This window comes from Stenotrophomonas sp. 78350_Sma (genome assembly GCF_056482105.1).
Map to the genome: position 1 here is coordinate 1,754,195 of NZ_CM151182.1, position 25,096 is coordinate 1,779,290.

Sequence of the window (25,096 nt, forward strand, 5' to 3'; positions counted from 1 at the left end):
CGCCGCGCAGCCGTCCCCAGGGGACCGTTCCGTTGAGCGCCATGGAGGTCTGCTTCATGGTCTTGCATGCGCTCTACTCAGGTTTTGCGCAGCATGTCGCGCCGTCGCCCGGCGCTTCACCGCACAGCCGTCCCCAGGGGACCGTTTCTGCCGACCGCCATGGAGATCTACTTCACGGCTTTGACAAGCCCTGTGCTCAGGATTTGCGCAGCAGATCGCGCAGGCGCTCGATGTGCTGCCGGGCCACCTCGGGCGGCACGACGTTGCGCGGCGGCTCGGTTGGTGGCGCTCGCGCCGCCGATGGTGTTGGCGGTGCCGGGCCGGTCTGCTTGGCCCAGGCATTGAACTCGCCGCGCATGGCGCGCTGGATGATGCCGAACAGATAACCGGCGGGGTTGCGGATGCCATGCTTGCCGCACCGTGCGGCCCATTCGTCCAGCACGGCCTGCCGCAGGGCAGCGTCCACCTGCTGCAACGCCATCTTGGCTCCGGCCTGCTGTTCCGCCTTCAGTTCCGCGAAGCGCTTGGGCCATTGCAGGTCGCCCAGCGCACGCGCCTGCGCGGTAGTACGTACTTCATCAATACGACTACTACGTACTGTACGGTCCTGCTTCGAATTCCGAAGAGCGCCGTCTGGCGCGGGTTTCGGCCCTGCTTCGGATTCCGAAGATGGGCGATCGCCATTCCGAAGAAGGCTCGCGGGCCCTTCTTCGGAATCGTGGACCGCATCCTCCTGTGGATAACTTTCGGAGGCGGTGATGCCCTGGTCGGCCAGGCGCTCGGCGAGCACTTGCAGCCGCGACGGCAAGGTGCGTCCGGACAGCATCGGGTCGTCCGCGATCTCCTGGAGGGTGTTGAGTCCCACCACCTGGACGGCCTTGGCCGAATGCCCCAGCGACTGGCTGACCAGGGCCAGGTAGTCGGCGTCGAGTTGCATCGCCTCGAACGGCGTCAGCGGTTCGTCGTGCAGGACGTAGAGGTTGCCGAGGATGCGACCGGTCTTGGGGTCGCGCCGTCGTCGCACGAGGCTCAGCCAGCGCGTCAGGCGCAGCAGCGTCAGCGCCCGCGCCACGGTCTCATGGGAGGCCTGGCCTGCGCAGGGCATCGACGCCAGCCAGGGGCGCAACTGCTCATAGGTGGGAAATGCCGTGACGCCATCGTCGTTGAGCATCAATCGGAACACCTGCCAGGCGTTGCGCTCCAGCGGTGTCAGGCGGCGGTCGAGGAACAGCCGCCGCGGCACGCTCTCGTGCCGATTGCCACTGAACAGGAAGGCGTCGCCGGACGTAGGAGGCGTGGGCGTTGGAGCAGGCAGGGACGCGGGAGCGCCAGAGCTGGACTTGGGCGCGAGGTCCTTCAGCGCAGCGTCGAACAGGTCGGCGAGTGCGATGGGGCCAGGGCGCTGGGCTCGTGGGGCGGTGTCGTCCACGGCCATGGCCTAGCCCAATCCCTGATCGACCCAGTTCCTGATCGCGGCCCAGACCACCGAGAGCGGCAGCGACATGCCCTCGGCCAGGTCCATGGCCGCATCGAGAATCGAGGTCTCGTCCTCCAGATCGACGTTCCTGCTGCTGGTCACGGCTTTCCATTGCCGCCACAGTTCGGTGTCCTGGGTCTCGTCCAGGACGGGGTGGCGCCCCTTGCGCTTGGGCAGGCCGAGGATCTCCCGCCGCAGGGCGACTTCCTGATGGGTCAGGCCATAGAAGCGGCTGACCATCTCCGTGCTGGCCCCCAGCCGCAGCATGCGATCGACCGTGGCGATTTCCTTCTCCACGTCCTGTGCCTGGTTGAGCAGGCGCTGCAGCACTTCGCGGTTGACCGTGACCGAGCACCACGAGACGCTGGCGTTGGCCAGCACGCTGATCAGCGCGGGGTGCTTGAGCGCATCCAGCTCGGCCTCGCCGAAGCCCATGGCCTTGCAGCGGCGCAGTTGGCCGTTGCGAAGGTCATACAGCGCCTGGGCAATCACGGCCTGGTTGAGCGGATGCGATGTGGACATGCGGCCTCCCTCGCTCACGTCCCGGGCGCCGTGGTGCCGGCTTCCAGGTCCAGCAGACGCCGGGCGAGGCGCAGCAGCCGAAAGAGCTTGACCAACGCCGTGTCGCTCAAGCGCCTTGCGCCGCTGCCATGGCCTTGGCTCTGGCCGTGCAACAGGGTCGGCAGGTCGGCGGCGAGCTGCGCGCCGTCCAGGCCCGCTTCGGCGACGGGCTGACCCGTCAGGGAAGTGAGCAGCGTCAGCACCGCGCGGCCGAGCGGCGACGGGGCTTGGCCGCGGGCGCGGCACGCAAACCCGATGCCATCGGCGCGATCCTCGATGCACTCGTCCAGGCCTGCCTCCCCGGCGATCTCGCGCGCGAACTGCGCGATGTGGATGCGCAGCCGATCGGGCGTGTCCAGGCCGGCGTCGATGTACCAGACGTCGGAGATCGGATAGAGTCCGCCGGCTTGCACCGGGATGGACTGCAGCACGCTCGCCGAGAAGTCGGGCGGCAGCGCATCGCCCAACTGGTCGGCGACCATGCGCTGGATCGATTGGAGCCGTTCTGTCGTCGGTGCTGGCGAGACGATGTGCTCGCGAAGCAGATCGCCCGGTGCGGCCGGCTGGCTTCCCGTGGCCGCTTCGCCAACCGCCGTGTCGTCGTGGCGCAAGGTGGGCTCGGACGCCGGAGGGCTGGCGGGTGGAGGACCGGCCGCCGCTGCAGGCGTGGCGATGGACGATGCTGCGCCCGGCGGAGTCGGCGTGCCGGCGGTGGGCGAAGGCAACGCCGGCTGCGCCGCAGGTGGCGTCGGGTCACTGACCAGCGCCCGGTGGCGGCTTTCCGATTCGGTCAGGTCCAGCGCCAGCACGTCGTAGCCGATGCCCAGCAGCTCGGACATCTGGCCGATCAGCTCGTCTTGCACGCGCTGCGGCGCGAACTCGTCGCCCTGCGTGTCGAACTGCGCCAGCACCTCCTGAAAGAAACTGTCGAAGTCCAGCGGCAGCGAACGGTCCTTGGCGTAGTGCTCCCAGGTGCGTTTGCAGGCCGTGCGCATGACCGACAGCCGCTCGACCTGGTGGCGCCCCAGGCCGCCATAGAGCACAGTGGGAATGGCGGGCAGCAGGTAGCGCACCGCGTCGGCCATGCGGGTGATGTGCGACCGCTGGACGGGGAAGCCATCGGCCGCCAGGCGGCGGGCCAGTTCCGACTGGCTCAGGGCGGCGCCGCTCTCCTGCTCGTAGAACTCCCGTGCTTTCTCGACGCCGAGCGCGCGCTCGATGAACGTGAGGCCGCCGCGCAGTTCGTTCTCGGCAAGATGCCCGGTCAGCGCGACGATTTCACCGCGCTCCGGCCATGGTCGGAACAGGCACGATATGCGGAAGAAGCGTTCTTCCTTGGTCTCCGACCAGAGTTCGCGCAGGATCGCCAGTCGCGTGTTGCCGCCGTTGCGGATGATGTAGTGGTCCTCGCCGGGCCTGCGCGTGATGGCCGGCGCCGCGTCCAGGCCGCGCTCGCGGATGGATGCCTTGATTTCCTCGTAAGCCGGGTTGCGCTTCATGCGCGGGTCATGGTCGTAGGGCCGCAACTGGTCCAGCGTCACGACCATGGGCGTGTCCGCGATCGGGTCGCTCAAGGCCGTAGCCGCTGGGCCGCTGCGCTCGAAGCCGGCCGCGAGCAGCTTGCCTGCCATGTCCTGCGAGGTCATGTCAGCCATGGCCGCACCCCTCGCAGTCCCCACGACCGCCGGCCGGCGCCATGCGGGCCTCTCGCTCGGCGCGGCGGATCTGCGCACGGGCGTTCAATTCGGCCCGGTGGTCACTCGCTGTCGAACTCGTGTAGATCGCCGCGCAGCCGGCCTTGGTGAACTTGAGGTGCCCGCCCGGCGTGCGCTTGACGTGCCAGCCCTCACCGACCGCGAACTCGATCAGGGCGCGCAGCCGCTTGTGGCCGCGGGCCAGCTCATGTGCGTTCGCCATGGGGCCTCCCAGGATCAAGAGGTCGCTGCGGGCGGCCGGATACTTGAGCCAGTCGGTCCTGCCATTGCGGGAACAACTCGCTGGCGAGCGCGCGCATCGTGTCGAGCGCGGCAGGGGCGACTCTGCCGGGCGGCTGGCGGTGCTCGACCCGATGCACCGGCAGGCCGCGCGTTGCGGCACGTGGATACGCTTCTATGGCCGGCACGTCGGTGGCGAGCACGCGGATGCCGGCGCTGTCCTGGAACAGGTCGCGCAAGGCCTGCTGGATCAGCCGTGCGTTGGCGGACACCGGGTGGACGCGGTTGATGAGCAAGTGCAGCGGCGGCGGTTCGATGCCCAGGTGCCGGTACGGCGCAATGTCTTCGAGCAACTGCATGGTGCCGCGCCGCAGCTCGCGTGCCGCGAGGATCTCCGGCGTGACGGGCGACAGCGCGAGATCGGAGGCGAGCACCGCCATCTCCAGCAGCACGGAACGCGCGCCCTGGGTGTCGATCAGCACCAGGTCGTAGAGGGGAGCAAGTGCTGGCAGCAGATGCCGCAACCGCAGGCGGCCATCCGGCGCATGCAGCAACAACGTGTTCAGCTCGCCCCGGTGGTCGTCGGACAGCACCAGGTCCAGGCCCGCGATGATCGTGCGGGACACGAGCTGGCCAAGGTCGCGCTCGTTGAAGGCCAACAGCTCATAGATGCCGCCCGGCGCGCGCTGGGTCAGTTCGTAGTAGGAGGACAAGGTGGGCTGCACGTCGAGATCGAGCAGCAGCACGCGCAGGCCCGCGTCCGCGGCGAGCCCGCCCAGGTTGGCGGCCGTCGTGGTCTTGCCGACGCCGCCCTTCGTTGAAATGATGGACACGACCTGCATGGCGCTCTCCGGCTGGGAATGGGAAGTCCGCGGGAGAGCGGGTCAGGTCCGGTGGTTGAGGCGCTCGGCGATCCACTGGTCGATTTCGATCGAATCCCAGCCGACAGCGCGCACGCCCAGGCGCAGCGCCTGAGGGAACTGGCGCTTCTTCATCAGGTTGTAGATGTGGGCGCGTTTGAAGCCGGACTTCGCTTCGACTTCATCGAGCCGCAGGATGCGGCGCTCGTTCGGCGGGAGTACAGGGGTCTGCGACATGGCGGTCACTCCTGAACGCTCGGTGGCGTTTGTTGGCGTGACCTCTATTCAATAGACCTGGCTGCGGAAAGACATTGCAAATGCAATCTCCGCGATTGCACATACAAGCTGGATAACCTCATGCGCTTGCGCTACGAACGTACCTCTTAGCGTTGGCGAACTTTCCGTTTAAGGTGCGCTCAGTGATGCCCATGGTGCCGCCGTAGTGGGCGACCAATGCAGAGACAAGGGCCTCCTGCGTTTTGAAGCTGGAATAGGGCACGCCTGAAGGCGACTGGCTCAGCATCAGCGTCAACATCCCTCCAATGATGTTGAGATAGGTCGTTTCCGCCCGTTCGCTGATCTCGCATTGCTTGGATGCCAACAGCACCGAGGATTGCTTGAGTAGCGTGTCGTGCTGCTCCTGCAGTTCTCGCATCTCACGTCGGGCTTGTTCAAGCGCGGCCTGAAGGGCCAGCCGCTCCACGAGGATCGCCTGTCCTGTTTCCATGGTGATGAAAGGATGCGCCATGCGTTCGCCACGGCTGAACAGAAATCCTGGCCGGTGCTCGGGATAGTGGGTGCGCATCCAGCGTTTTAGATCGACATGGCGAACAGTCAGATCCAGAGAATTGAGCAGGTTCGGATCATTGAGCGTGATCCCGTTCTTGCCGTAGGGCAGCTCTCCGTTGAGGATGCCGTCATAGATACGTTCCGAGTGCAGCCGGCACTCATTCCATCGAGGGCAGTTCAGCGACCGAGGCAGGACACGCGGTGACGCGATCGTGGCCAGGATCATCGGGAGATACCGCAGCAACCCAGCCCATCGGATGGCCGCCTCGATGGGACGATAGAACACCTTTGATGTTGAAATGTCCTTGTGCATGTCTTCGTCTCCTTTCGGGTGCGCTACATCACCGGCTCCTTTCTTGCCCAAGGGCTGTTGTGTCGTTATGGCCTGCGACGGACGCTTGAGGCGATGCCCTAAGCGAAGGCGGAGGAGGCCATTGGCGTCCGCCGCAGGTGGCCTTGTCTTGCTTGATATGCAAGAATCGATCAGTTGCCGGCCCATCGAGCGATGAGGACGCAAGCTCGATATTGGCGCTCACGGTACCAGCGTCATAGGTGGCGCAAAGCCCATCAAGACCGATTTGGTATGGTCTGATATCCAGACGGTTCAAGACCAGCGAGTTGAAGCGTTCGACGCCCCTACGTCCAGTTGGGGACTGGAAATCAGCGGTTAGTGATGCATCGCTCCACATGCTGATATATCGACAAAGTATCTGCCGCAGTACCAGTGACCCTGCCAGGTTGCCCCAGCACATAGGAGACGGAGATGGCTGAACATTCCAATGAACATCAACATCACACATCCGGTCAGATGGGTAAGCACGGCCGACCATACGCCAAGTTCTGGGTGAACATGGTGTTGGGCCTCGTCGTCATGTACTTCGTAATGTTCAGCATGATCGACGGCGCCAGGGACTTCAGAAACAATCTCAACATGCTCTACATGGCGGTCACTATGTGGGCGCCAATGGGCATCTTCATGCTAGCGACAATGCCCGGCATGTTTCCAAACCGGCGGCTCAATCTCGTGCTGTACGGCTTGTTTGCCGTTCTCACACTCGGTTCTTTTGCCGCTACCCGTGCTCAAACCGGAATCGGCGATCGACAGTTCATCGCGTCTATGGTCCCGCACCATTCGGGAGCGATCCTCATGTGCCGCGAGGCGCAGCTCTCAGATCCGGAACTCGTCAACCTATGCCAAGCGATTTCCGATGGCCAGCGCGCGGAGATCGAGCAGATGAACCGGATTGCTGCACGCCTTCGTTGAGGCTGGCTGCCACTACACTGGCGCCGCGTTGCGCTCCGGCGAAGTTAGCCGCAGCGATGTAAAGATGAGTACTTGCGGTGTTCCGATGCCGGCGGTTGTGTCCTACAGCCGTCCAGGTGCCAGGTAGTCCACGCGACACCACCCCGCGCTGCCTGCGGAGCGAGCGCAAGTCATGATCGTCGCAAGTTGGAGTTCGATAGCGAACCCGCTCAGCAGCTGGACGCATCAGGCGTAACGACGGGTGGATGGATCATCCTTGGACGCTGGTGGAAGTGGTTGGATGAACTTTGTTGCCGAGGGCGAAAAACAAGGCTATAATTGAGTTCTTCGCTGATCACCACAGTGGAGAAAGTGATTGGGAAACAGAGACTTAGCGCTCTAGTGCATGACTCGTTTCCCGCTCCATGTTCCGACAGGCCCCATCTTGGGGTTTTGTCTTGTCAGGGCTACGTTCCTGGCGCGCAGTACGTTGGCCTCATGGCAGAGTGGCTATGCACCGGATTGCAAATCCGTTTACAGCGGTTCGATTCCGCTTGAGGCCTCCAATTGAAAAGCCCTGACTCCGGTCAGGGCTTTTTGTTTTTCTGCGGTCTGGAATGTGCTGTACGAGCGCTATGATCGGGTCTGGGCCTTGGCGGACTTCATGCGGATGACTCCCCGGCATATCGTGGAAACCTGGATCGAGCGCTTCAACGCAGGCGATGCTGCTGGCCTGGCGGAGCTGTATCACCCCGACGCGATCAATCACCAGGTCACCCAGGACCCGATCAAGGGCCGTGATGCGATCCGTGCCACCTTCGAGCGTGAATTCAACAACGCCGAAATGGTCTGCATTCCCGAAGTCATCCATGAGGCCGGCAATGTCGCTGCGCTGGAATGGCGCGACCCTCTTGGCCTGCGAGGATGCGGTTTCTTCACGGTTGATGGAGGGTTGATCACGTTCCAGCGCGGCTACTGGGACAAACTCTCGTTCCTGAAGATGCATGGCCTTCCGATCGAGTGAACCGCAAGCCAGGCCGGCAGCTGTGCTGACTTTCATCGTGGTCTGAGCAGCTACAGCCTTGCCAGCGCCCGCACCGTGGCCTGGGTCAGCGGCTGGGGCAGGGCATCCAGCGCGAACCAGCCCAGCCCGGTCTGCACACCCGGCTCCTGGACGGAGGCTTCGGCACCGGCAGGTGCCCGTGCCTCGTAGATCGGCGCGACCCAATGCTGCGCAAGCGCCGGCTCGAAATGATCGGCCACGCACAGCAGGCGCAGCAGCGTCACTTCCAACGCCGTCTCCTCGCGGACTTCGCGGACCACGGCGGCCTCCACCGTTTCCATCCAGTCGACTTTCCCACCGGGCAGGCCCCAGTGCCCGCGCTCCGGCTCGCGTCCGCGCTGGATCAGCAGGATGCGGCCGTCGGCATCACGGACGACGGCGCCACATCCAACGCGGGGAATCTGCAGTTCAGTCATGGCGGAGAATGAAGAAAGGGCAGTCTTCATTCTTGCATCCACGCCGTATCGGGCGAACCCGCGCTAGGCTGGGCACCTGCACATCAACAACCTCGCAGGTGGGTCGCATGCTCATCCGGCAACTTGGTGCTGACGACGCCGACATTCTCTGGCAGGCACGGTTGCAGGCGCTTCGCGAGTCGCCCGCTGCGTTCCTGTCCACGCTGGCCGAGGCGCAGAATGAGACGGCAGACGTGATGCGCGCCCAGCTTGCCGATCCCGGCACGCGTTATTTCGGCGCTTTCATCGACGGCATGCTTGCGGGCTTCCTGCGCTACGTACGCCCGATGCGGATGGCGCGACGGCATACGGCGGAAGTGCACAGTGTCCATGTGGGCACCGGCCATCGTGGCCAGGGTGTCGCCCGCCAGCTTTTTCTTGCTGCGTTTGCGTCTGCGCGCGCCGAGGGCATTGAATTGGTCACCCTGACGGTGCTGGCGGACAATGCTGCTGCGCGCGGGCTGTATGAATCGCTGGGTTTCAGCGTACTCGGCAGGGAGCCGCGGGCGGTCAAGCGCGAGGGCATCTACACGGATATCGTCTCGTACGGGATCACACTGCACTGAGAGTGAAACCTTGCCGCGGGCCCGGTCATGTTTCCGTGGCACGATGAGGCTGGACACATGTTCCAGGAAGACGGGGCAATGCACGTTCAGGTATCCAGCAGGGAGCGTGTGGCGCCGGAACACCGTCAGCAGGCGGTGGATCTGCTCCGCCAGGCTTTCCCGGACATGCAGGGCGAGGGCTACGCCATCCCGGGGCCGGTCGCTCTGGTCCTGGCAATGGAGTGTGATCAGGTGGTCGCACACCTCGCACTGTACGAACGCAACGTACTGCTGGACGGCGAGCCGGAACGCATCGGCTTGATCGGCGGGGTGGTGGTGCGTGCCGACGTTCGCCGGCAAGGCGTTGCCTCGCGCTTGATCGAAGCTGCGCACGCTGAACTGCGCCAGCGCGGGATCGATTTCGCGGTGTTGTTCGCCCTGGATCATCGGCACTATGCCTCTGCGGGCTATGTGCCGATGCAGAACGAGACCTGCTTCATTGAAGACGGCCATGCACGCCGGTTCGTCTATCGCGGCGGCATGGTGGCCATGCTGGGGGCGCGCCGCTGGACCACGGCCGTGCTCGATCTGCAGGGCGAAACGGTCTGAACGACGCCATCGTGCAGTCGCCCCCAAACCACCGTATCGTGTCGGTTGTCCAATGAACCAGGGAGCGGTGCAGGATGAAACGGAAGGTAGTGATGGCGATGATCCTGCTGGGGTGTGCCCCGCTGGCATCGGCCCAGGTCTACAAGTGCAAGGGCGCTTCCGGGGAAACGGTATACAGCCAGAATCCTTGTGCTGCCGGCGCTGAACCCATGAAGCTGCGTTCCAGCCGTTCCTCCACGGAAACGGCGGGGGAGGCATCGAACCGCGCGGCGGTGTACCAGAACACCGAACTGGCCGACGCCGGCATCGCCGAGCGCAACTGCGTGCAGGGCGAGCGCTCGCGCATCTACGGTCCGCTGGAGTCCCGCAGCCAGCAGGTTGGCCGGCAGGTCGCCGAGCTGAACCGTCAACTGGCCGCGGCGGGCATCAGCCTGGCCGGCGCAACACAGGACTCCGGCATCCGTGCGCAGATCGCCAGCCTGCAGCAGTCGCTGAGCGCTGAGCGTGTTGCAGCAGATACGCAGATGTCGAATGCGCGCGAACAGTGTGCATCGGTCCGGCGCGAACGTGAGCGGTCGGTGCGCGACAAGTTCAGCAGTTCGACCGCCCCTGCGAATTGACTGCTCACTGCGAGGCAGACGCGCGCATGGGCATTTCCGCACGGAAGTTGCGCCCGACCGGCTCTCCTACACCCAGGTAGTGCCGGAACAGGTAGATCAACGGTTTCCAGCGCGCCACGTCGATGTGCTGGGTGCCGTCCACGGTGATGTCTTCGTGCGCATGCACGCAGCGGATGCGGGCTTCGACGATCACGAAGCCCTGGCCGTCATCCTCGCCGGGTGGATGCATCGCCATTACGCTGGCCTCCACCTGCAGCGGGCACTCGGCAATGGCCAGCGGAGCAACGTGCGTCGACGCGACGGTACTGAACCCGCCCAGCGCGAATTTGTCACGCACGTGCACGTAGCCCATCGCCTGCTTGGCGGCCGGCACAGGGTTGCAGCCGGTCGCTCTGGCGATGGCCTCGACTTGTGCAGCCTGGGCGGATGAGGGGAAGTTCAGCACGCACTCGTTGCGCAGCTGCAGGTTGCGATAGCCCTGGCCCTGCGTACCGAGGCCCAGCACCACCCGGTTGCCCAGCGCCCAGAACGAAGAAAGCGGGCTGATGTTGCTGCTTCCATCGTCATTCAACGTGGTCATCAGCAGCACGGGCGTGCCTGGGTACAGGACAGAAGGGGTGATGCGGCGGCGGGGAATCGGGGCGTTTTTCACGGCAGGCCTTGCGGTATCGGGGTGCGCACTGTGCCTTGGCAGCAGGTGCAGACGCTTCGGCCTGCATCGAACTGTCGGCCGGCAACGGCGTGCCACAATGCGGGCATGGTCCACACCTCCGGTTCCCTTGTCAGCGTCGGTGCCCTGGTCGGTGACCAGGCGCGCGCGGCCATGCTGCTGCAGCTGATGGATGGACGGGCGTATACCGCGACGGAGCTGGCACGCGTGGCCGGGGTGACACCGCAGACGGCGAGCACGCATCTGCGCAGGTTGGTCGAGGGCGACCTGCTGGTCGCTGTCGCGCAGGGGCGCCACCGCTACCACCGGCTGGCCTCAAGCGAGGTGGCAGAGATGCTCGAAGGCATCCTGCGCGTGGCCGACCGCACGCCCTCGTGCACCGCGGCGGCCTCACGCAGCATGCCGGCGCTGCGCGAGGCACGTTCCTGCTATCGGCACCTGGCCGGCGTGCACGCGGTAGCCATCACCGATCGCCTGCTGCAGGCGGGGCACGTGCTGCCGTGCGAAGGGCATTGGCAGATCAGCGCTGGGGGCGCCGGATTCCTTGCCGGGCTGGGCCTGCCGTTGCGCGAGCTCCTGCAGCAGCCGGTGACGGCCAAGCCGGCGCGCTACTGCCGTGGTTGCCTGGATTGCACCGAGCGGCGGCCGCACCTGGCAGGGCTGGTCGGTGAGGCGATGCTGGACAGTTTCGTGAACAACGATTGGCTGCGGCGCGTCGAGGGCCGACGCGAACTGCGGCTGACGCCACCTGGGCGCGAGGCGTTGTGGCGGCTGTTCAACCTGGCGACCTGAGGCGCCCGGTCAGTCTCAGTCACCCACGACATGGCAAGGCGCTATGGTCAGGTTCCAAGTCTTAGGGAGCTGCAATGGCGAGCAGGGACATGAACGACCGTGGTACGCAGCCGGTACGCGGGCAATGAGCAAATCCTCTGCGGAAGTGCGCTGGCTGACGTTCCGGCTGATGAATGGCCAATCCATCGGGCCGGACCGTTTGAAGGACGGTTGGGTGATCGCTTCGGAAACCCGGCACTGCGGCGTACGCCGCGAAGCCATCGAAGGCGCAGGCGTGGTCTACGCGCTGTATGCGCCGGCCAACCTGGCCTCGCCGCGGCGCGCGGAGATGCGCATGCGCGAATTCCTGATGAGCTCCGGCTACACCTTCACGATGGGCACGCTGGGCGGCTGATCCGGCCTGTTGCGGCTACGGGCGCACGGTCAAGGCCTGGCCAAGCGTGCCAACTGGACCGCGCGCATCGTGGAGCACCGTGCTGGTCAAGCCAAGCCCCTGGCGGCCGAATGAGACTGACGTATCGAAGCCCAGCCATTCCCCTTCAGGCGTGCCGAACAGGTGGGCGGTCAGATCGAGGTTGGGGAAGGCGATCTCCTTCGGATCGGCGCGTACGGCCATGCCATTGGACAGATCGAACAGGGTGGCGGCACGCGCCAGCGGACTGACCGGTTCGCCCTCCAGCAGCGCATGCTTCGCGCGCGCCCAGTAGGTGGCACGGCCGGGACCCTGATCGTGCCGGCGGATCTCCACGCTCCTGATGAATCCGCCGGGCCAGACCGTGCCCGGGTCCCACGCCGGCATCGATTCCGGTGGCGCGATGGCAGCGATCGGCGTTCCGGCGATGGCCTGCGTATCGTTCGGGCGCATCAGCCACGCACGTACGCGTAGCGCCGCGCGATCGTCATGGCGCAGCGTGGCTTCGACCAGTTCGATGGTGCGACCACCACGCAGCACCTGCACGTCGGCCTCCATCGCTTCGATCGGAATGGTGCCGAGAATGTCGTAGGACAGGCGCGCGATCAGGAAGCCGTGGCCACGTGCGGCGGCGTTGCGTTCCAGATGGTGGGCCAGCAGTCCGATCGCAGGCGCGATGTGCTGTTCGCGGATGTTCCAGGCGCCGCCGGTGTGTTCGGTCGGCAGGTAGCGGGTGTCGCTCAGACGTTCGAAGAAGGCCATCGTATGCATTGCTTCAGCAGGGAGGGAGGCGGCAGGTGTTGCACCGGCCCCTGCATCGTAAGCGTTTGGCAACGTGACGGGCCGAGCCGGCCCCCGAAGGAGCCGGCCGGACACCGGTCAGGGCGACGGGCAGTCCGTTTCACGGCACAGCTTGTACTCGGCCAGGCACTGCTCGGAGGTCTTGCCCAGCGGTCCATGGGTTGCACGCAGGCATTGCTCGTACCGCAAGGTGCAGAACTCGCAGGAGTCTGCGGCGAAGGCCAGGCCGGTCACGGCCATGCCAAGGAGCATCACGGTCTTCAAGGTCATCTTGATCATCACGTCAGTCCTTTGTGTGCCCGTCAATGGGCCGGTCCACCATAGCAGCACTTCCTGGTCGGTCCTGACGCGCTGCGGCACGCGTTGGACTCAGGGCCGTACCGCCTTCAAGGCGTTGACCACCTGTGCTTCCGAAAAGCCACAATGCCCTTCGCCCACCGATGGCAGTACCTGCGGCACCGGCCGCGCACCGGCGTGTGCGGCCAACTGCGGATATACCGTCTGCATGTGCGGCACGATGGTCGGGTCGTTGTGGTTGAACTGGATCACCAGCGGTCGCTTCAGTGCGCCCGTCAGCGCCAGCGTCGCGCGCACCTTGGCCTGCGCGGCAGGTACAGCATCGATGCGCCGTACCCCGGCGTTGAATGCGGAGTCATCGCCGAAGCCGCTGTAGACCACGCCCATGTTGCCGACCGGCATGCCACCGCTGCGTGTGGCCAGTTCATGCAGGACCAGGGCGTGCAGGCTGATCGTGCCGGCCACTTCGTCGGGGGAAACCTGCAGCCGCTGCGCCAGCAACGCGGCATGCGCTGGGTCGCGTTGCAGCGCAGTGGCGATGCCCTGGTACAGCTCACCCTGCGGCAGCATGGCTGCATCACGCGATGCCAACCCGGTGCCCGGCAGCCCCTCGGCCCTGGGGAAGAAATAATCGAACGCGACCAGTGTGGTCAGCAGGTCGGCCGCGATCTGTTCGCCACTGAGATTGGCGCCGCACAGCGACACACCACCGGCATAGTGCTGCGGGAAGCGCTCGAGGCTGCCGATGGTCACGGCACCGCCCATCGAAAAGCCCAGCATCCAGGCGTGTCGCACGCGCTTGAGTTCACCCAGCGCATGCTGTCGCAGGTGTTCCATGTCGGTGATCGCCTCGGCCACCGCCCAGCCCTGGCTGGAATACGCGCTCTGCGCGACGGCGTAGCCCGCAGCCAGCAGTGCTGCGGTGCTGTCACTGGCGGCCATCGGCGTGGTGCGCGGCACGCCCACGGGCTCATAGCCATGGGCCAGCATCACCAGGTCGCCGTTCCAGTCTGCCGGTACATCCAGCCGCCAGGGGGCGCCCTGCAGCTCGCCGCTGAGCGTGCGCGGCGCGGTGGGCGCTGCGGCCAGCAAGGTCGTCGAAGGCAACAGCAGGCAGAGGGCAAGAGCGCATCGAAGCAGGGGGCGCATCGTGGTCATTCCATGCGGGAATGGCGCCGAGCATAGATCCCCGCACTACCTTGCGCGCGCTGCACTGCCGCAGGGCATTGCCTGCCGGCCGTGCTGCGCTCTACGCTGGCGGCATGGCCCTGCACAGTATCGCGTCGATTATCCGCATTCCCCACGGGAAGGCGGGGTAGCGCGCGGTCATCACGGCCATGCAACCCGCCCGGGAAGGCGGGTTGCATGCAGCACTCTCCCGGGTAATGGAATCCACCAAGGAGAACGCAGATGCACGACCTTTCATCGAACGACCCTGCGCCGACCCTGCACCTGGTGTGCGGCAAGATCGGTGCCGGCAAATCCACTCTGTCGCAGCAGTTGGCGTTGAAGCCGCGTCACGTATTGATCAGCGAGGACGCATGGCTGGCGGCGCTCTATCCGGGCGAAATCCATTCCATTGCCGACTATCTGCAGCGCGCAGCCACGTTGCGCACTGTGCTGGCCGATCATCTGCGCGCATTGCTGCAGGCGGGTGTTTCGGTGGTGCTCGATTTTCCATTCAATACGCCCGCCAGCCGCGCGTGGGCACGTGAAGTGTTCTCGCCGGCTGGCGCTGCACATCAACTGCATTTCCTCGATGTGGCAGACGAGGTCTGCAAGGCGCGGCTGCACGCGCGCAATGCACTCGGCGAGCATCCGTTCCAGGCCAGTGACGAGGAATTCGAGCAGATCACCCGCCACTTCGTTGCACCGGCCGCAGAAGAGGGCTTTGTGGTGATGCGCTACACCGAAGCAGGCCCGGCATAGCGCGGTCGGTTCAGTCGACGAAGGCCGGCTTGCCCTCGGTAGCGGTCTGCACCAGCGTCCTGCGGAAGGTCTCGACCAGCGGGCGCAGGTTGATGCGGTGCCAGGCCGCCCACAGCGGCGTGCGGTAGCTGAACCACGGCAGCTCGCGCAGCACCACGCCCGTCGGTGCCTGGTGGTCCAGGCTGCGCTGGATGGTGGTCAGGCCCAGCCCCGCGGCGACCAGCCCAAGTGCGGCCAGTGGTTCGGTCGCTTCCATGGCGATGGTCGGGGTGAAACCGGCCTTCGCGCAGGCGGCGATGAAGGTGTCATGGCGCAGCGCGCTTTCCTTGTGCATCACGCCGATCCACTGCTGGCTGGCCAGATCCGCGGGCGTGATGGTCTCTGCGCTGGCCAGTGGGTGGTCGGCCGGCAGCGCCAGCAGCATCGGGTCATTCAGTACCTGCGTGGCTTCCAGGTCCGGATCGTCGAACGCGGGTGGTTCGCAGACCAGGGCGATGTCCAGGCTGCGTTGGCGCAGGCCTTCCAGCTGCACGTCCGACTGCTGGTTGTACAGCGCGATGTGCACGGCAGGACGGTCGCCACGCAGTTCGCGCAGGGCGGTGGGCAATACGCCGGAGTGCATCGCGTATTCCAGATAGCCGATGCACAGGCCGCCTTCATCGCCGCGGCCGAGCCGGCGCGCCAGCGATTCCAGTCGGTTGGCGTGGGTCAACAGGGCGCGCGCCTCGGCGAGGAAGGTGCGGCCATCGGCGGTCAGCCGGATGCGCTGTTGCGAGCGTTCGAACAGCTGCAGCTCCAGCCGTTCCTCCAGCTGGGCGATCTGGCGGCTGAGCGGGGATTGGGAGATGTGAAGGCGCTCGGCGGCGCGGCCGACGTGTTCATCTTCGGCGACGGCCACGAAATAGCGCAGTTGGCGGAGATCGAGCATAAGACCATCCGGGACTCAAGATTGATAAATTATGTCTTGGACGGTCTGGCTGAGCAAGCCTAGCCTGTGCCTCAACCTCAACAACCTCCCCAAGGGGAATCCCATGAGCATCAACACTCTGCTGGCTGGCAAGACCCTCGGCTTCGGTACCGCGCCGCTGGGCAACATGTTCCGTGACATCCCGGAAGCCGAGGCCCAGGCCACGGTGGACGCGGCCTGGGAACAGGGCACCCGCTACTTCGATACCGCCCCGTTCTACGGCGCAGGCCTGGCCGAGATCCGGCTCGGCGACGCGCTGGCCAAGCGCAACCGCGACGACTTCGTGCTCAGCACCAAGGTCGGCCGCCTGATCCTGGACGAAGTGGAAGACACCAGCGCCCGCGACCTGGGCGAGAAGGGCGGCCTGTTCGTCGCCGGCCGCCCCAACAAGCTGGTCAACGACTACTCGGCCGATGCCACCCTGCGTTCGATCGACGACAGCCTCAAGCGCCTGAAGACCGATCGCCTGGATATCGTCTGGGTGCACGACATCGCCCAGGACTTCTACGGCGATGAGTGGCTGTCGTACTTCGAGACTGCACGCCGTGGCGCCTTCAAGGTGCTGACCCGCCTGCGCGAGGAGGGCGTGATCAGGGCCTGGGGCCTGGGCGTCAACCGCGTCGAGCCGATCGAGCTGACCCTGGACCTGGACGAAGCCCGTCCGGACGGCTTCCTGCTGGCGGGCCGCTACTCGCTGCTCGACCATGAGCGTGCGCTGCAGCGGGTGATGCCGAAGGCGGCCGAGCGCAACACCGGCATCGTGGTCGGCGGTCCGTACAGCTCCGGCGTGCTGGCCGGTGGCAGCCACTTCGAGTACCAGAAGGCGTCGCCGGAGATCCTGGCCAAGGTCGAGCGCATCAAGGCCATCGCGGCCGAGTACGGCATCAGCATCAAGGCGGCTGCCCTGCAGTTCTCGCTGGCCAACCCGGCGGTGACTGCGGTGATCCCGGGCGCCAGCCGTCCCGAACGCATCGCCGAGGACTACGCCGCACTGAAGGAAATCATCCCGGCCGGGTTCTGGCAGGAACTGCGCGCCCAGGGCCTGGTTGCGGCCAACGCCCCGTTGCCGATCGACAACATCTGAGTCCCAAGGAGACCTTCCCATGGCAACTGCATCTGTATCCATCACCGTGCCGACCCCGGCCGACCAGGTCTGGAACCTCATCGGCGGCTTCGATTCACTGCCCGACTGGCTTCCGTACATTCCCCGGAGCACGCTCAGCGAAGGCGGTCGCGTGCGCCATCTGGCCAATCCCGATGGCGATGCCATCGTCGAGCGCCTGGAAACCTTCGATCAGGCCGGTCGCAGCTACACCTACTCGATCCTGCAGGCCCCGTTCCCGGTCACCGGCTATCGCTCCACCCTGCGTGTGGTCGAGCAGGGCACTGGTTCGAGGATCGACTGGTCCGGTGAGTTCACTCCGGTGGGCGTCAGCAACGAAGAAGCGTCCGCGCTGTTCGAGGGCATCTATCGCGATGGCCTGAAGGTACTGGAAACCACGCTGGCTGGGTGAATGCCCGTGTGGTGTTGATCGCATGCAGACGCCCCGGCCGGTCCGGGGCGTTTGCGTGTCAGTGTGCGGGCGTCGGTCCACCGCAGGCGACGCGATGCATGGGAAAGTCCATTGCCTGCTTCGGGTTGTCCTGGGCGATCTCGATACGCGCATGCGCGCGCTGTTCATCGAGGCGTCGGTAGCGGATGCGCTGCGGGAAGTCGTTGGCCGGGTTCTCGAACACGGCCTCGTTGCCATCGACCCGGGTGGCATTGAACTCGGTGGCGTTCTGGCCGGAGGGCAGGGCGGTCAGCACCAGGCGGCCGTCGTCATGCTGGCGCAGCTGCATGAACTCGAAACCTACGGTGCGGCCGTCACGCAGGCTGCGGCTGCTGCCGAACAGGGTATTGCCTGCCAGGGTGGACCACTGCTCGCCGGCACCGGCCGGCTGGCCATCAAGCTGCCAGCAACCGGCCAGCCAGGCCAGGTGCTCGATCTTCGAGGGCGGGGAGGCCTGTGCGTGGGCCACCGCAAGCAGCAGCGGCAGCAGGGCCAGGGCAATGCGGATCGACATCGGTGCCTCCATGCGCGGGAATCCGTGGCCTGTATAGCGCCCGAGGGACGAGGCAGCCAGTGCCGTCCTTTCCAGTGTTGATTCCGATACGATCTGTCGCACTGAGCCTGTCTCGCTTGACCCAACGTCCCGCCATGGTCGATCGCCTCGCCATTCTGCTTGAACGCTTCGCGGTCACCGCCTCGGTGTTCCATGCCGGTGCGCTGTGCGGCATCAACACACTGGACGGCGAGGATGAGGCCGGTCAACTGCACCTGGTGCGACGTGGCCCGCTGCAGGTCAGTCATGGCCAGCAGACCGTACAGGTCGATGTACCGAGCCTGCTGCTGTATCCGCGCCCGATGCCGCACCGCTTCAGTACCGACCCACGGCAGGGCGCCGACATGGCCTGCGCGAACCTGCATTTCGAAGGTGGCCGGCTCAATCCGATCAGTGCCGCGCTGCCTGATTTCATCTGCCTGCCGCTGGCCGAGCTGTATGGCGGCAACGCGGCGCTGGAGTTGTTGTTCGAAGAGGCGTTCGAGCAGCGTTGCGGGCGAGCAGCGATGGTCAACCGCCTGTTCGAGGTGGTGATGATCCAGGTGCTGCGCCAGCTGATGGAAGGTGGCGAAATGCGCGGCGGCCTGTTCGCCGGGCTTGGCCATCCGCGATTGCGGCTGGCGCTGGTGGCGATGCATGAAGCCCCGGCGCAGGGATGGACGCTGGAAGATCTGGCCGAGGTGGCCGGCATGTCACGCAGCGTGTTCGCCGCCAGCTTCCGCGAGGCGATGGGGACCACCCCGGGCCAGTACCTGCAGGGCTGGCGGGTAGGGCTGGCGCAGCAGGCGCTGCGCCAGGGCCGGCCACTGAAGCGGATTGCCGACGAGGTGGGTTATGGCAGCGAGGCGGCACTCTCGCGCGCGTTCAAGGCGCACACGGGGCAGTCGCCACGCGAATGGCGCGGACAGGCGCGCGCTGGCGCGACCTGAGTTTCAGCCCAGGACCAGCCGGGCCAGCTTCATGCCACCGAACAGGCCGGCCAGGCCCAGTGCCACCGAGCCACCGGCATACAGTGCCGCCAGTCCATGCTGGCCGCGCTGCAGCAGCAGGCCGATCTCCAGCGCATAGGTGGAGAACGTGGTATAGCCGCCGAGGATACCGGTGGCGAGCAACAGGCGCAGCTGCGGCGAGGCACCATTGCGCATCGCGAAGACCTCGACCACCACGCCCATCAGCAGCGCGCCGCTGATGTTGATCAGGAAGGTCGACCACGGCCAGGGGCTGCCGACGGCCACCCGCGCGCCGATCAGGTTGCAGGCGTGGCGAAGGCAGGCGCCAATGCCACCCCCGATGAAGACAAGGACATAGTTGTTCAGCGTTTGCATCGCGTGCCTCGAGTGCGGGTTCGATGGCGAACGCCGAGGGCAGGCACTGCCTGCCGTCGACGAACACCGGGTTCGTCCTGGCAGGAGCCATCAGCCTTCTCAGGCGGTTATCGGGGGAGCCCCATCCCCATCGCGGCCCATGCTACCAGCGGCGGTGCATTCACGTCATCGAGGTGGTCAGCACGCGGGCAACCTTGCTGCGGCTGAAGCCATCCATCAGCAGTTCGAATGCCAGCAGGTCCAGTGCCGCGTGGCGGCGGTGGTCGATTTCCAAGCCATTCTCGGCCACCAGGTGACTGACCAGCTCGTAGGCGTCCTGCCAGACGTCCAGGTGGGCCTGGCTGGGAATGTAGGCGTTACCTGGTTCACCAACGCCGCGCCCGTTCACTCCGTACAGCAGCTCGCGCGCGTCCAGCTTGGCCGCATCGGCGATACGGAACAGCTGTTCGGCCTTCACATGCGAAGCGCTCACATGGTCGTTGAGCCAGTTGCTGATGGTTGCCGTGGTGGATTTGGCGGCGCGGGCCAGATCGGCCGGACGGGGGTGCCCGGCTTTCTTCATGGCGGCGGCGAGTCGTTGGCCGAGAGTATTCATCTATGCAAGCCAGCTTAACGCGTGGAATGCGAAGAAGCCTTGTCACAAGAATAAGGTTGGTTAACAGAGGGACCGACCGTGACCGAATTCTGGAGCAAACGGCAGGTGCGCACCCGGCTGGGATTCCGCACCGACGCCGAACTGGCCCGCTTCTTTGGCATCAGCCGTTCCGCAGTGTCGCAATGGCCTAGGGACTTTCCGATTCCGGCCCTGCGGCAGTACATCCTGCATCAGCGCTATCCGAACCTGTTCCCCACGACAGAAGCGTCGGCGGGCGAATCCATCTGACTTGCGCCGCCTTTTGTCGCATCTAGCACGCTAAGCGCATTTTGCTAAGTATGCTTAGCAAAATAGGCAAAATCGATCGATCTGAAGGTCACAATCGGTGTCATCTACTGGAGGAGTCGGTCCAGGGTTCCCGCGACCTGTCGGCTTCACCCCATCCGGGGGACCCATGTCCCCGTATGTAATTTCGTGAACGATTAATAATTTCAATCGCGAAAGTCGCTGCATGTAATTGACCTGTCGTGAAATCTATGACTAATTTGGATCAACCGGACGTGAAGCCCGGGAGTCTTTCAGTAGCACGCAAGTGAGTCGGTAGACCGTCAACGATGCAGAACAAGTCCAACGGAGGTCGTATGGAATACGGCATGCATGGCTTGGCTGAACGGGTACGCCGCGAACTGGAAGCCAGCTATCACAAACACGGATGCGGTCCGGCGTTCTGGGATACCTACCAGCAGGTGCTGGACCGGCTCGTCCCGCAGGGGACCGAGCGTACCGAGTTCACCAATGAAATGGCGCTGATCATCGAGCAGCTGGGCATTGTCCGACGTGCGCAGCTGGTTCCGCCGCACGCTGACGGGCCGCGTTGATTCAGAGCAGGCGCCAGGCGCCGCAGGCAAGCAGCACCAGCAACAAGGACAGCAGGGCCAGGGTCCGGGGTCGCCACAGGCGCTTCGGTTGCCCGGCCATCGCCTGCGGACTGCAGTAACGCACCAGCCCCGGACCGAAACCGGCCCGGTGCTGCTGTTGTGCGCAGGCCTCCAGGCAGGCGCCGCAGGCCAGGCAATCGGCCTGCGGCCCCTGGCGGATGTCCAGTTGCATTGGGCAGGCGCTGACACAAGCAGCGCAGTCGGTGCAGTCACCGAGGCGATCGGCGCTGAAGGTCGGCATCGGTCCGGCCAGCAGCGGATGCGCGGCGCGGAATACGTAGTCCTGCGCAGTGGTCGGGTCGAGCAGGCCACGACCGCGGCCGAGCACGCCGCCCAGGCCGGATGGACGCGGTCCGCGTGGCTCGCCGCGGCGCGCGTCGTACAGCATGCGTGGTGTATGCGGATCGGTCAGCAATGGCTGCATGCGTGCGAACGGGCACAACGAGCGGCAGACCTGTTCGCGCAGGAAGCCGGCATTGCCCCAGGTGGCAGCGGCATAGAACAGCACCCAGAACGTTTCCCAGCCGCTCCAGCCAGCGTTTGGCGCAGCGGCCAGCAATCCGGTGATCGGGCTGAACAGGCCGACGAAGGTAATGCCGGTCCACACGGACAGCAGTCCCCAGGCCAGCTGGGTGGCCGAGCGTACAGCAGGTGCAGGCAGCATGCGGGCCGCGCTGCGGGCGATCCAGTCGAAGGCGCGCCGCCACAGCGTCTGCGGGCAGGCGTGACCGCACCACACTCGGCCGGCGAGATGGGTAAGCAGCGCCAGGCCGACGGCCAGTACCACCAGCAGGCCGATCAGCACGCCGACGTCGCCGGGCCACAGGGTCCAGCCAAACAGGTCGAATCGCCGCGCGTTGATGTCCAGCAATAGCGCCTGGCGACCCTCCCAGCGCAGCCACGGCAGTGCGTAGAACAGCACCAGCAGGGCGGCGCTGAGCGTGCCGCGCCAGTGCCAGGGACGGGGAAGCCGAGTGCAGGACGTGCTCATCCCAGCGGCAGCTCGTCGTCGTCATCGCTCGGCATGGGCCGCTGCAGGTACCAGGTGACCGCGCTGGACAGTGCCGTCACCGACCAGAACATGAAGAATCCCGCCGTATAGCCCAGTTCTCGGCTGATGGCCGTGCCCGGGAAACTGATGGCCTGCAGGCGCAACGGATCGACGAAGGCGAAGAACACCACGCTGGCCACGCCGGCGGCGATGAAGCTGGGCCAGAGGATGGCGCCCCACTGCTGGATCAGCCGCTGGCGGCGGCTGGGAGAAGGTCTGTTCATGCTGTCCCGGATCGAAAAGTGGGCGGCGCGTATACTCGCCTGGGTCGGCGCGGCATCCGCAGGGCATGCTTCCTGCAAGCGTGCCAGCCTAGGTGCAGCGGACTGCGCCGACATTGATCTGGATCAACGGTGGTGTCGGCCGGCTGCGGCATACTGCCGGCACGCTTTGGGTACCCCGATGAATGCAACGCCGCCGCCTGTCCTTCCTGTCGCCTCGCCCGAGCTGTGCACCGAGCAGGAGGTGACCCGCCTGGTCCACGACTTCTACGCGCGCGTGCGCGAGGAGGAGCGATTGGGGCCGGTGTTCGAGGCCCACGTCCACGACTGGCCGGAGCATCTGGCCCAGCTGGTCGACTTCTGGTCGGCGATGCTGCGTGGCACCCGGCGCTTCAAAGGCTCGCCGATGTCCAAGCACATGGCCATCGAGCTGGACAAGGATCTGTTCGACCGATGGCTGGTGCTGTTCCGGATCACCACGGCCGAGTGCGGCAACCCGCCCATGCAGGAGCTGGCCAACGATGTGGCCGCGCGCATCGGTGACACCTTCTGGAAGCGCTACCAGATGCTGCGCTGGCCCCAGGTCGGCCTGCCGGTGCTGGGGATGCCCGCCAAGGATTGATCTGGGTCAAGGCGGCGCCAGTCGACCGGCGCGATGCTGGCGCCATGGACACGTTCTCTCCCGCCGCCGGCGGCCTGGCCTGGACCTTCGACCCTGACCTGCTGCGCCGGCATGACCGGCCGGGGCCTCGCTACACCTCGTATCCGACCGCGCCGCACTTCCACGATGGCTTCGATGCACCGGCGCTGCGCCAGGCGATCGCCGACAGCAACCAGCTGGCCCGCGCGCTGTCGCTGTACGTGCATGTGCCGTTCTGCTCCAGCCCCTGCTTCTACTGCGGCTGCAACCGGGTGATCACCCGCGACCGCGGCCGTGGCCACAGCTACGTCTCGCGCGTGCTGGCCGAGGCCGACCTGCTGGCGCCGCAGTTCGATGACGGCCGCGAGGTCATCCAGCTGCACCTGGGCGGCGGTACGCCGAACTTCCTCGATGCCGAGGCGATGACCACGCTGGTGGAAGGGCTGCGCCGGCGCTTCGATTTCAGCGATTCGCCGCAGCGCGATTTCTCGATCGAACTCGATCCGCGCTTCATCGACACCCGCGACGTCGCCATGCTGGCGCGGCTGGGCTTCAACCGGGCCAGCCTGGGCGTGCAGGATTTCGACCCGCAGGTGCAGGAGTCGATCAACCGCATACAGGGCGTGCAGCAGACGCTGGACATCCTGCGCGCCTGCCGCGACAGCGGTATGCGTTCGGTCAACGTCGACCTGATCTATGGCCTGCCGGGGCAGAGCCTGGAAGGATTCGGCCGCACCCTCGAACTGGTGCTGGCGCTGCGCCCGGACCGACTGGCGGTGTATGGCTACGCGCATCTGCCGCATCTGTTCCGTGCGCAGAAGCAGATCGACGAAAGCCGTTTGCCTTCGCCGGAAGACAAGCTGGCATTGCTGGGCCTGGCGGTGGAGAAGCTCTCTGCCGCAGGCTACCAGTACATCGGCATGGATCACTTCGCACTGCCGGAAGAGGATCTGTCACGCGCGCAGCGTGCCGGCCAGCTGCATCGCAACTTCATGGGCTACACCACCCACGCCGATACCGATCTGCTCGGCCTGGGCGTGAGTGCGATCAGCCACATCGGTGCCACCTACAGCCAGAATCCACGTGACCTGCCGTCGTGGGAGGACGCGGTGGACCAGGGGCAGTTGCCGGTCTGGCGCGGTGTTGCGCTCAGTGCTGACGACCAGCTGCGCGCGGAGCTGATCCAGCAGCTGATGTGCCAGGGCGAGGTGGATGGCACGGTGCTGGGGCGGCGCCACGGCATCGATTTCGAGCAGTACTTTGCCGAAGACCTGCGTTCGGTGCAGCGGCTGCAACAGGACGGCCTGGCCGAATACCGGGAGGGGGTCGTGCGCGCCAGTGAACCCGGGCGGCCGCTGCTGCGGTTGCTGGCGATGTGCTTTGACCCCTACCTGCGCGCCGCACACGAGCAACCACGCTACTCGCGTGCGATCTGATCGGTCTGCTGCGCAACGCGCACGATGGTGCCCGGAGCCGGAATCGAACCGGCATGGGGTTGCCCCCGGCGGATTTTAAGTCCGATGCGTCTACCAGTTTCGCCATCCGGGCCTGCAGCGCGGCGCCGATTGTAGCCCACCCGAGGCACGACAGCCGGGTTGTGCACGGAGCGGCGTGCTTAACTGTTATCCCTGTTCATGTCATAGTCCCAGCCATCGTTCCCAGGGGGGGAGCCACCCGATGTCGCTGCACGCGATTGCCTACGCCAGTGAGGCCCGCGCCGATCTGCGGACAACCGATCTTGATCGCCTGCTGGCCGATGCCACGGCCTTCAATCGTGTAGCCGGTGTCACCGGTGTGCTGATGTTTGATGGCAGCCGTTTCCTGCAGTATCTGGAAGGCCCCGAAGATGGCATCGATTCGGTGTTCCAGCGCATCGTCAATGCACGCAGCCATGCGCAGATGAAGGTGTTGTGCCGTGCGCCGGTGTTGCAGCGCGCATTTCCGCGCTGGTCGATGGGCACGCGGCGGATCGATGCGGACCTGCTGACCCAGATCGTTGACGCCGCATGGCCGGGCTTCCTGCTTGGCAGCGGTGGTTTCGAGCGGCTGCTGCAGGCCTGGACCGGCGCCGACGGCGAGCTGGAACCCGCCGCGGTCGCGCTGGGCTCCTGAGCCCGCCTTGGCGGCGGGGTGCCGGGGCCGTTAGGCTGTAGCCTTCCTGGTGCGGGTTTTCCGGAGTGGTACAGCGAATGAGTG

Annotated in this window: 34 protein-coding genes, 2 tRNA genes and 1 riboswitch; of the genes, 17 read left to right on the forward strand and 19 right to left on the reverse strand. The window is 65.6% G+C overall.

All coding sequences use genetic code 11. The features are described 5' to 3' along the window. Positions 1–196: 196 nt before the first annotated feature. From ACZK4H_RS08190 to ACZK4H_RS08220, 7 genes are all read right to left on the reverse strand, one after another. Positions 197–1,435, reverse strand: a complete 1,239-nt coding sequence (locus ACZK4H_RS08190; RefSeq protein ID WP_003116837.1) for an STY4528 family pathogenicity island replication protein — start codon at positions 1,433–1,435, stop codon at positions 197–199. 3 nt (positions 1,436–1,438) lie between these two features. Next, the gene (locus tag ACZK4H_RS08195; RefSeq protein WP_003090097.1) at positions 1,439–1,999 is read right to left on the reverse strand and encodes a DUF2857 domain-containing protein; all 561 of its coding nucleotides are present in this window, start codon (positions 1,997–1,999) and stop codon (positions 1,439–1,441) included. Between the two features lie 14 nt (positions 2,000–2,013). After that, positions 2,014–3,693: a ParB family protein gene (locus ACZK4H_RS08200; RefSeq protein WP_004350508.1), complete on the reverse strand. Its 1,680-nt coding sequence runs from the start codon at positions 3,691–3,693 to the stop codon at positions 2,014–2,016. Next, positions 3,686–3,955 (reverse strand): hypothetical protein, encoded by a 270-nt coding sequence (locus ACZK4H_RS08205; RefSeq protein ID WP_003050422.1) that lies wholly within the window; start codon positions 3,953–3,955, stop codon positions 3,686–3,688. Before ACZK4H_RS08205 ends, ACZK4H_RS08200 begins: the two co-directional genes overlap by 8 nt. Beyond that, positions 3,939–4,814, reverse strand: coding sequence for a ParA family protein (locus tag ACZK4H_RS08210; RefSeq protein WP_003098988.1), 876 nt, complete (start codon positions 4,812–4,814; stop codon positions 3,939–3,941). Before ACZK4H_RS08210 ends, ACZK4H_RS08205 begins: the two co-directional genes overlap by 17 nt. A 42-nt stretch (positions 4,815–4,856) precedes the next feature. Continuing rightward, the gene (locus tag ACZK4H_RS08215; RefSeq protein ID WP_003090093.1) at positions 4,857–5,069 is read right to left on the reverse strand and encodes an AlpA family transcriptional regulator; all 213 of its coding nucleotides are present in this window, start codon (positions 5,067–5,069) and stop codon (positions 4,857–4,859) included. A 118-nt stretch (positions 5,070–5,187) separates the two neighbouring features. Then, positions 5,188–5,934 carry a hypothetical protein gene (locus ACZK4H_RS08220; RefSeq protein WP_003098991.1) on the reverse strand — a complete coding sequence of 249 codons (747 nt, stop codon included), beginning with the start codon at positions 5,932–5,934 and terminating at the stop codon, positions 5,188–5,190. A 450-nt stretch (positions 5,935–6,384) separates the two neighbouring features. Here ACZK4H_RS08220 and ACZK4H_RS08225 point away from each other — a divergent pair, with 450 nt between their 5' ends. The 3 genes from ACZK4H_RS08225 to ACZK4H_RS08235 all read left to right on the forward strand — a co-directional run bounded on the left by ACZK4H_RS08225 (position 6,385) and on the right by ACZK4H_RS08235 (position 7,888). Continuing rightward, the gene (locus ACZK4H_RS08225; protein WP_004350481.1) at positions 6,385–6,885 is read left to right on the forward strand and encodes a DUF305 domain-containing protein; all 501 of its coding nucleotides are present in this window, start codon (positions 6,385–6,387) and stop codon (positions 6,883–6,885) included. 471 nt (positions 6,886–7,356) lie between these two features. Next, positions 7,357–7,430, forward strand: a tRNA-Cys gene (locus ACZK4H_RS08230). 53 nt (positions 7,431–7,483) lie between these two features. Beyond that, positions 7,484–7,888 carry a nuclear transport factor 2 family protein gene (locus tag ACZK4H_RS08235; protein ID WP_260678128.1) on the forward strand — a complete coding sequence of 135 codons (405 nt, stop codon included), beginning with the start codon at positions 7,484–7,486 and terminating at the stop codon, positions 7,886–7,888. 50 nt (positions 7,889–7,938) lie between these two features. Here the strand turns inward: ACZK4H_RS08235 and ACZK4H_RS08240 are convergent, their stop codons facing one another. Beyond that, on the reverse strand, positions 7,939–8,343 hold the full coding sequence (locus tag ACZK4H_RS08240) for an NUDIX hydrolase (protein ID WP_099552666.1): 405 nt from the start codon (positions 8,341–8,343) through the stop codon (positions 7,939–7,941). Between the two features lie 107 nt (positions 8,344–8,450). On the opposite strand from ACZK4H_RS08240, the gene ACZK4H_RS08245 reads away from it, so the two are divergent. From ACZK4H_RS08245 to ACZK4H_RS08255, 3 genes are all read left to right on the forward strand, one after another. Beyond that, a complete protein-coding gene (locus ACZK4H_RS08245; protein ID WP_099552665.1) occupies positions 8,451–8,948 on the forward strand; it encodes a GNAT family N-acetyltransferase in 498 nt (165 codons plus the stop codon). Positions 8,949–9,026: 78 nt separating this feature from the next. Continuing rightward, on the forward strand, positions 9,027–9,536 hold the full coding sequence (locus ACZK4H_RS08250; RefSeq protein ID WP_239503701.1) for a GNAT family N-acetyltransferase: 510 nt from the start codon (positions 9,027–9,029) through the stop codon (positions 9,534–9,536). 92 nt (positions 9,537–9,628) lie between these two features. After that, positions 9,629–10,156: a DUF4124 domain-containing protein gene (locus tag ACZK4H_RS08255; RefSeq protein WP_239503700.1), complete on the forward strand. Its 528-nt coding sequence runs from the start codon at positions 9,629–9,631 to the stop codon at positions 10,154–10,156. A gap of 4 nt (positions 10,157–10,160) precedes the next feature. Here ACZK4H_RS08255 and ACZK4H_RS08260 read toward each other — a convergent pair whose 3' ends face one another. After that, positions 10,161–10,808 (reverse strand): flavin reductase family protein, encoded by a 648-nt coding sequence (locus tag ACZK4H_RS08260; RefSeq protein ID WP_099552662.1) that lies wholly within the window; start codon positions 10,806–10,808, stop codon positions 10,161–10,163. 105 nt (positions 10,809–10,913) lie between these two features. Between ACZK4H_RS08260 and ACZK4H_RS08265 the strand changes: the two genes are divergently transcribed. Further along, a complete protein-coding gene (locus ACZK4H_RS08265) occupies positions 10,914–11,618 on the forward strand; it encodes an ArsR/SmtB family transcription factor (RefSeq protein WP_099552661.1) in 705 nt (234 codons plus the stop codon). 124 nt (positions 11,619–11,742) lie between these two features. Continuing rightward, positions 11,743–12,012 carry a hypothetical protein gene (locus ACZK4H_RS08270; protein ID WP_099552660.1) on the forward strand — a complete coding sequence of 90 codons (270 nt, stop codon included), beginning with the start codon at positions 11,743–11,745 and terminating at the stop codon, positions 12,010–12,012. A 15-nt stretch (positions 12,013–12,027) separates the two neighbouring features. On the opposite strand, the gene ACZK4H_RS08275 is transcribed toward ACZK4H_RS08270, so the two are convergent. From ACZK4H_RS08275 to ACZK4H_RS08285, 3 genes are all read right to left on the reverse strand, one after another. Further along, positions 12,028–12,792, reverse strand: coding sequence for a thioesterase family protein (locus tag ACZK4H_RS08275; protein ID WP_099552659.1), 765 nt, complete (start codon positions 12,790–12,792; stop codon positions 12,028–12,030). A 117-nt stretch (positions 12,793–12,909) separates the two neighbouring features. After that, a complete protein-coding gene (locus tag ACZK4H_RS08280) occupies positions 12,910–13,110 on the reverse strand; it encodes a hypothetical protein (protein ID WP_099552658.1) in 201 nt (66 codons plus the stop codon). 90 nt (positions 13,111–13,200) lie between these two features. Continuing rightward, a complete protein-coding gene (locus tag ACZK4H_RS08285) occupies positions 13,201–14,277 on the reverse strand; it encodes an alpha/beta hydrolase family protein (RefSeq protein ID WP_099552657.1) in 1,077 nt (358 codons plus the stop codon). A gap of 261 nt (positions 14,278–14,538) precedes the next feature. Here ACZK4H_RS08285 and ACZK4H_RS08290 point away from each other — a divergent pair, with 261 nt between their 5' ends. Then, complete coding sequence (locus ACZK4H_RS08290; protein ID WP_099552655.1) at positions 14,539–15,057, forward strand: P-loop nucleotide/nucleoside kinase family protein; 519 nt, start codon at positions 14,539–14,541, stop codon at positions 15,055–15,057. A 10-nt stretch (positions 15,058–15,067) separates the two neighbouring features. On the opposite strand, the gene ACZK4H_RS08295 is transcribed toward ACZK4H_RS08290, so the two are convergent. Then, on the reverse strand, positions 15,068–15,985 hold the full coding sequence (locus tag ACZK4H_RS08295; protein ID WP_099552654.1) for a LysR family transcriptional regulator: 918 nt from the start codon (positions 15,983–15,985) through the stop codon (positions 15,068–15,070). 103 nt (positions 15,986–16,088) lie between these two features. On the opposite strand from ACZK4H_RS08295, the gene ACZK4H_RS08300 reads away from it, so the two are divergent. Both ACZK4H_RS08300 and ACZK4H_RS08305 read left to right on the forward strand, forming a co-directional pair. Further along, positions 16,089–17,108, forward strand: a complete 1,020-nt coding sequence (locus tag ACZK4H_RS08300; RefSeq protein WP_099552653.1) for an aldo/keto reductase — start codon at positions 16,089–16,091, stop codon at positions 17,106–17,108. Between the two features lie 19 nt (positions 17,109–17,127). Continuing rightward, a complete protein-coding gene (locus ACZK4H_RS08305) occupies positions 17,128–17,538 on the forward strand; it encodes an SRPBCC family protein (protein ID WP_099552652.1) in 411 nt (136 codons plus the stop codon). Positions 17,539–17,596: 58 nt separating this feature from the next. Here ACZK4H_RS08305 and ACZK4H_RS08310 read toward each other — a convergent pair whose 3' ends face one another. Next, positions 17,597–18,091 (reverse strand): DUF6265 family protein, encoded by a 495-nt coding sequence (locus ACZK4H_RS08310; protein WP_099552717.1) that lies wholly within the window; start codon positions 18,089–18,091, stop codon positions 17,597–17,599. Between the two features lie 134 nt (positions 18,092–18,225). On the opposite strand from ACZK4H_RS08310, the gene ACZK4H_RS08315 reads away from it, so the two are divergent. Next, positions 18,226–19,059, forward strand: coding sequence for an AraC family transcriptional regulator (locus ACZK4H_RS08315; RefSeq protein ID WP_099552651.1), 834 nt, complete (start codon positions 18,226–18,228; stop codon positions 19,057–19,059). A gap of 3 nt (positions 19,060–19,062) precedes the next feature. Here ACZK4H_RS08315 and crcB read toward each other — a convergent pair whose 3' ends face one another. Together crcB and ACZK4H_RS08325 are read right to left on the reverse strand one after the other, a co-directional pair. Further along, positions 19,063–19,455, reverse strand: coding sequence for a fluoride efflux transporter CrcB (crcB, locus tag ACZK4H_RS08320; RefSeq protein WP_049430634.1), 393 nt, complete (start codon positions 19,453–19,455; stop codon positions 19,063–19,065). Between the two features lie 74 nt (positions 19,456–19,529). After that, positions 19,530–19,593, reverse strand: a riboswitch (Fluoride riboswitch). Positions 19,594–19,615: 22 nt separating this feature from the next. Further along, the gene (locus ACZK4H_RS08325) at positions 19,616–20,017 is read right to left on the reverse strand and encodes a transcriptional regulator (protein ID WP_005408921.1); all 402 of its coding nucleotides are present in this window, start codon (positions 20,015–20,017) and stop codon (positions 19,616–19,618) included. Between the two features lie 111 nt (positions 20,018–20,128). Between ACZK4H_RS08325 and ACZK4H_RS08330 the strand changes: the two genes are divergently transcribed. Both ACZK4H_RS08330 and ACZK4H_RS08335 read left to right on the forward strand, forming a co-directional pair. Next, entirely contained in the window at positions 20,129–20,338 is a 210-nt protein-coding gene (locus tag ACZK4H_RS08330; RefSeq protein WP_010486042.1) for a helix-turn-helix domain-containing protein, read from the forward strand. Positions 20,339–20,691: 353 nt separating this feature from the next. Further along, on the forward strand, positions 20,692–20,928 hold the full coding sequence (locus ACZK4H_RS08335) for a hypothetical protein (RefSeq protein ID WP_005408923.1): 237 nt from the start codon (positions 20,692–20,694) through the stop codon (positions 20,926–20,928). 1 nt (position 20,929) lies between these two features. Here the strand turns inward: ACZK4H_RS08335 and ACZK4H_RS08340 are convergent, their stop codons facing one another. Then, positions 20,930–21,979 (reverse strand): 4Fe-4S dicluster domain-containing protein, encoded by a 1,050-nt coding sequence (locus tag ACZK4H_RS08340; RefSeq protein ID WP_099552650.1) that lies wholly within the window; start codon positions 21,977–21,979, stop codon positions 20,930–20,932. After that, on the reverse strand, positions 21,976–22,263 hold the full coding sequence (locus ACZK4H_RS08345; protein ID WP_099552649.1) for a hypothetical protein: 288 nt from the start codon (positions 22,261–22,263) through the stop codon (positions 21,976–21,978). Before ACZK4H_RS08345 ends, ACZK4H_RS08340 begins: the two co-directional genes overlap by 4 nt. Positions 22,264–22,441: 178 nt before the next feature. Here ACZK4H_RS08345 and ACZK4H_RS08350 point away from each other — a divergent pair, with 178 nt between their 5' ends. Both ACZK4H_RS08350 and hemN read left to right on the forward strand, forming a co-directional pair. Further along, a complete protein-coding gene (locus ACZK4H_RS08350) occupies positions 22,442–22,882 on the forward strand; it encodes a group III truncated hemoglobin (RefSeq protein WP_099552648.1) in 441 nt (146 codons plus the stop codon). 44 nt (positions 22,883–22,926) lie between these two features. Further along, positions 22,927–24,336, forward strand: coding sequence for an oxygen-independent coproporphyrinogen III oxidase (gene hemN / locus ACZK4H_RS08355; RefSeq protein ID WP_099552716.1), 1,410 nt, complete (start codon positions 22,927–22,929; stop codon positions 24,334–24,336). A 25-nt stretch (positions 24,337–24,361) separates the two neighbouring features. Here hemN and ACZK4H_RS08360 read toward each other — a convergent pair. Continuing rightward, a tRNA-Leu gene (locus ACZK4H_RS08360) sits at positions 24,362–24,448 on the reverse strand. Positions 24,449–24,577: 129 nt separating this feature from the next. Between ACZK4H_RS08360 and ACZK4H_RS08365 the strand changes: the two genes are divergently transcribed. Then, complete coding sequence (locus tag ACZK4H_RS08365) at positions 24,578–25,012, forward strand: BLUF domain-containing protein (RefSeq protein ID WP_099552647.1); 435 nt, start codon at positions 24,578–24,580, stop codon at positions 25,010–25,012. Positions 25,013–25,096 lie beyond the last annotated feature (84 nt).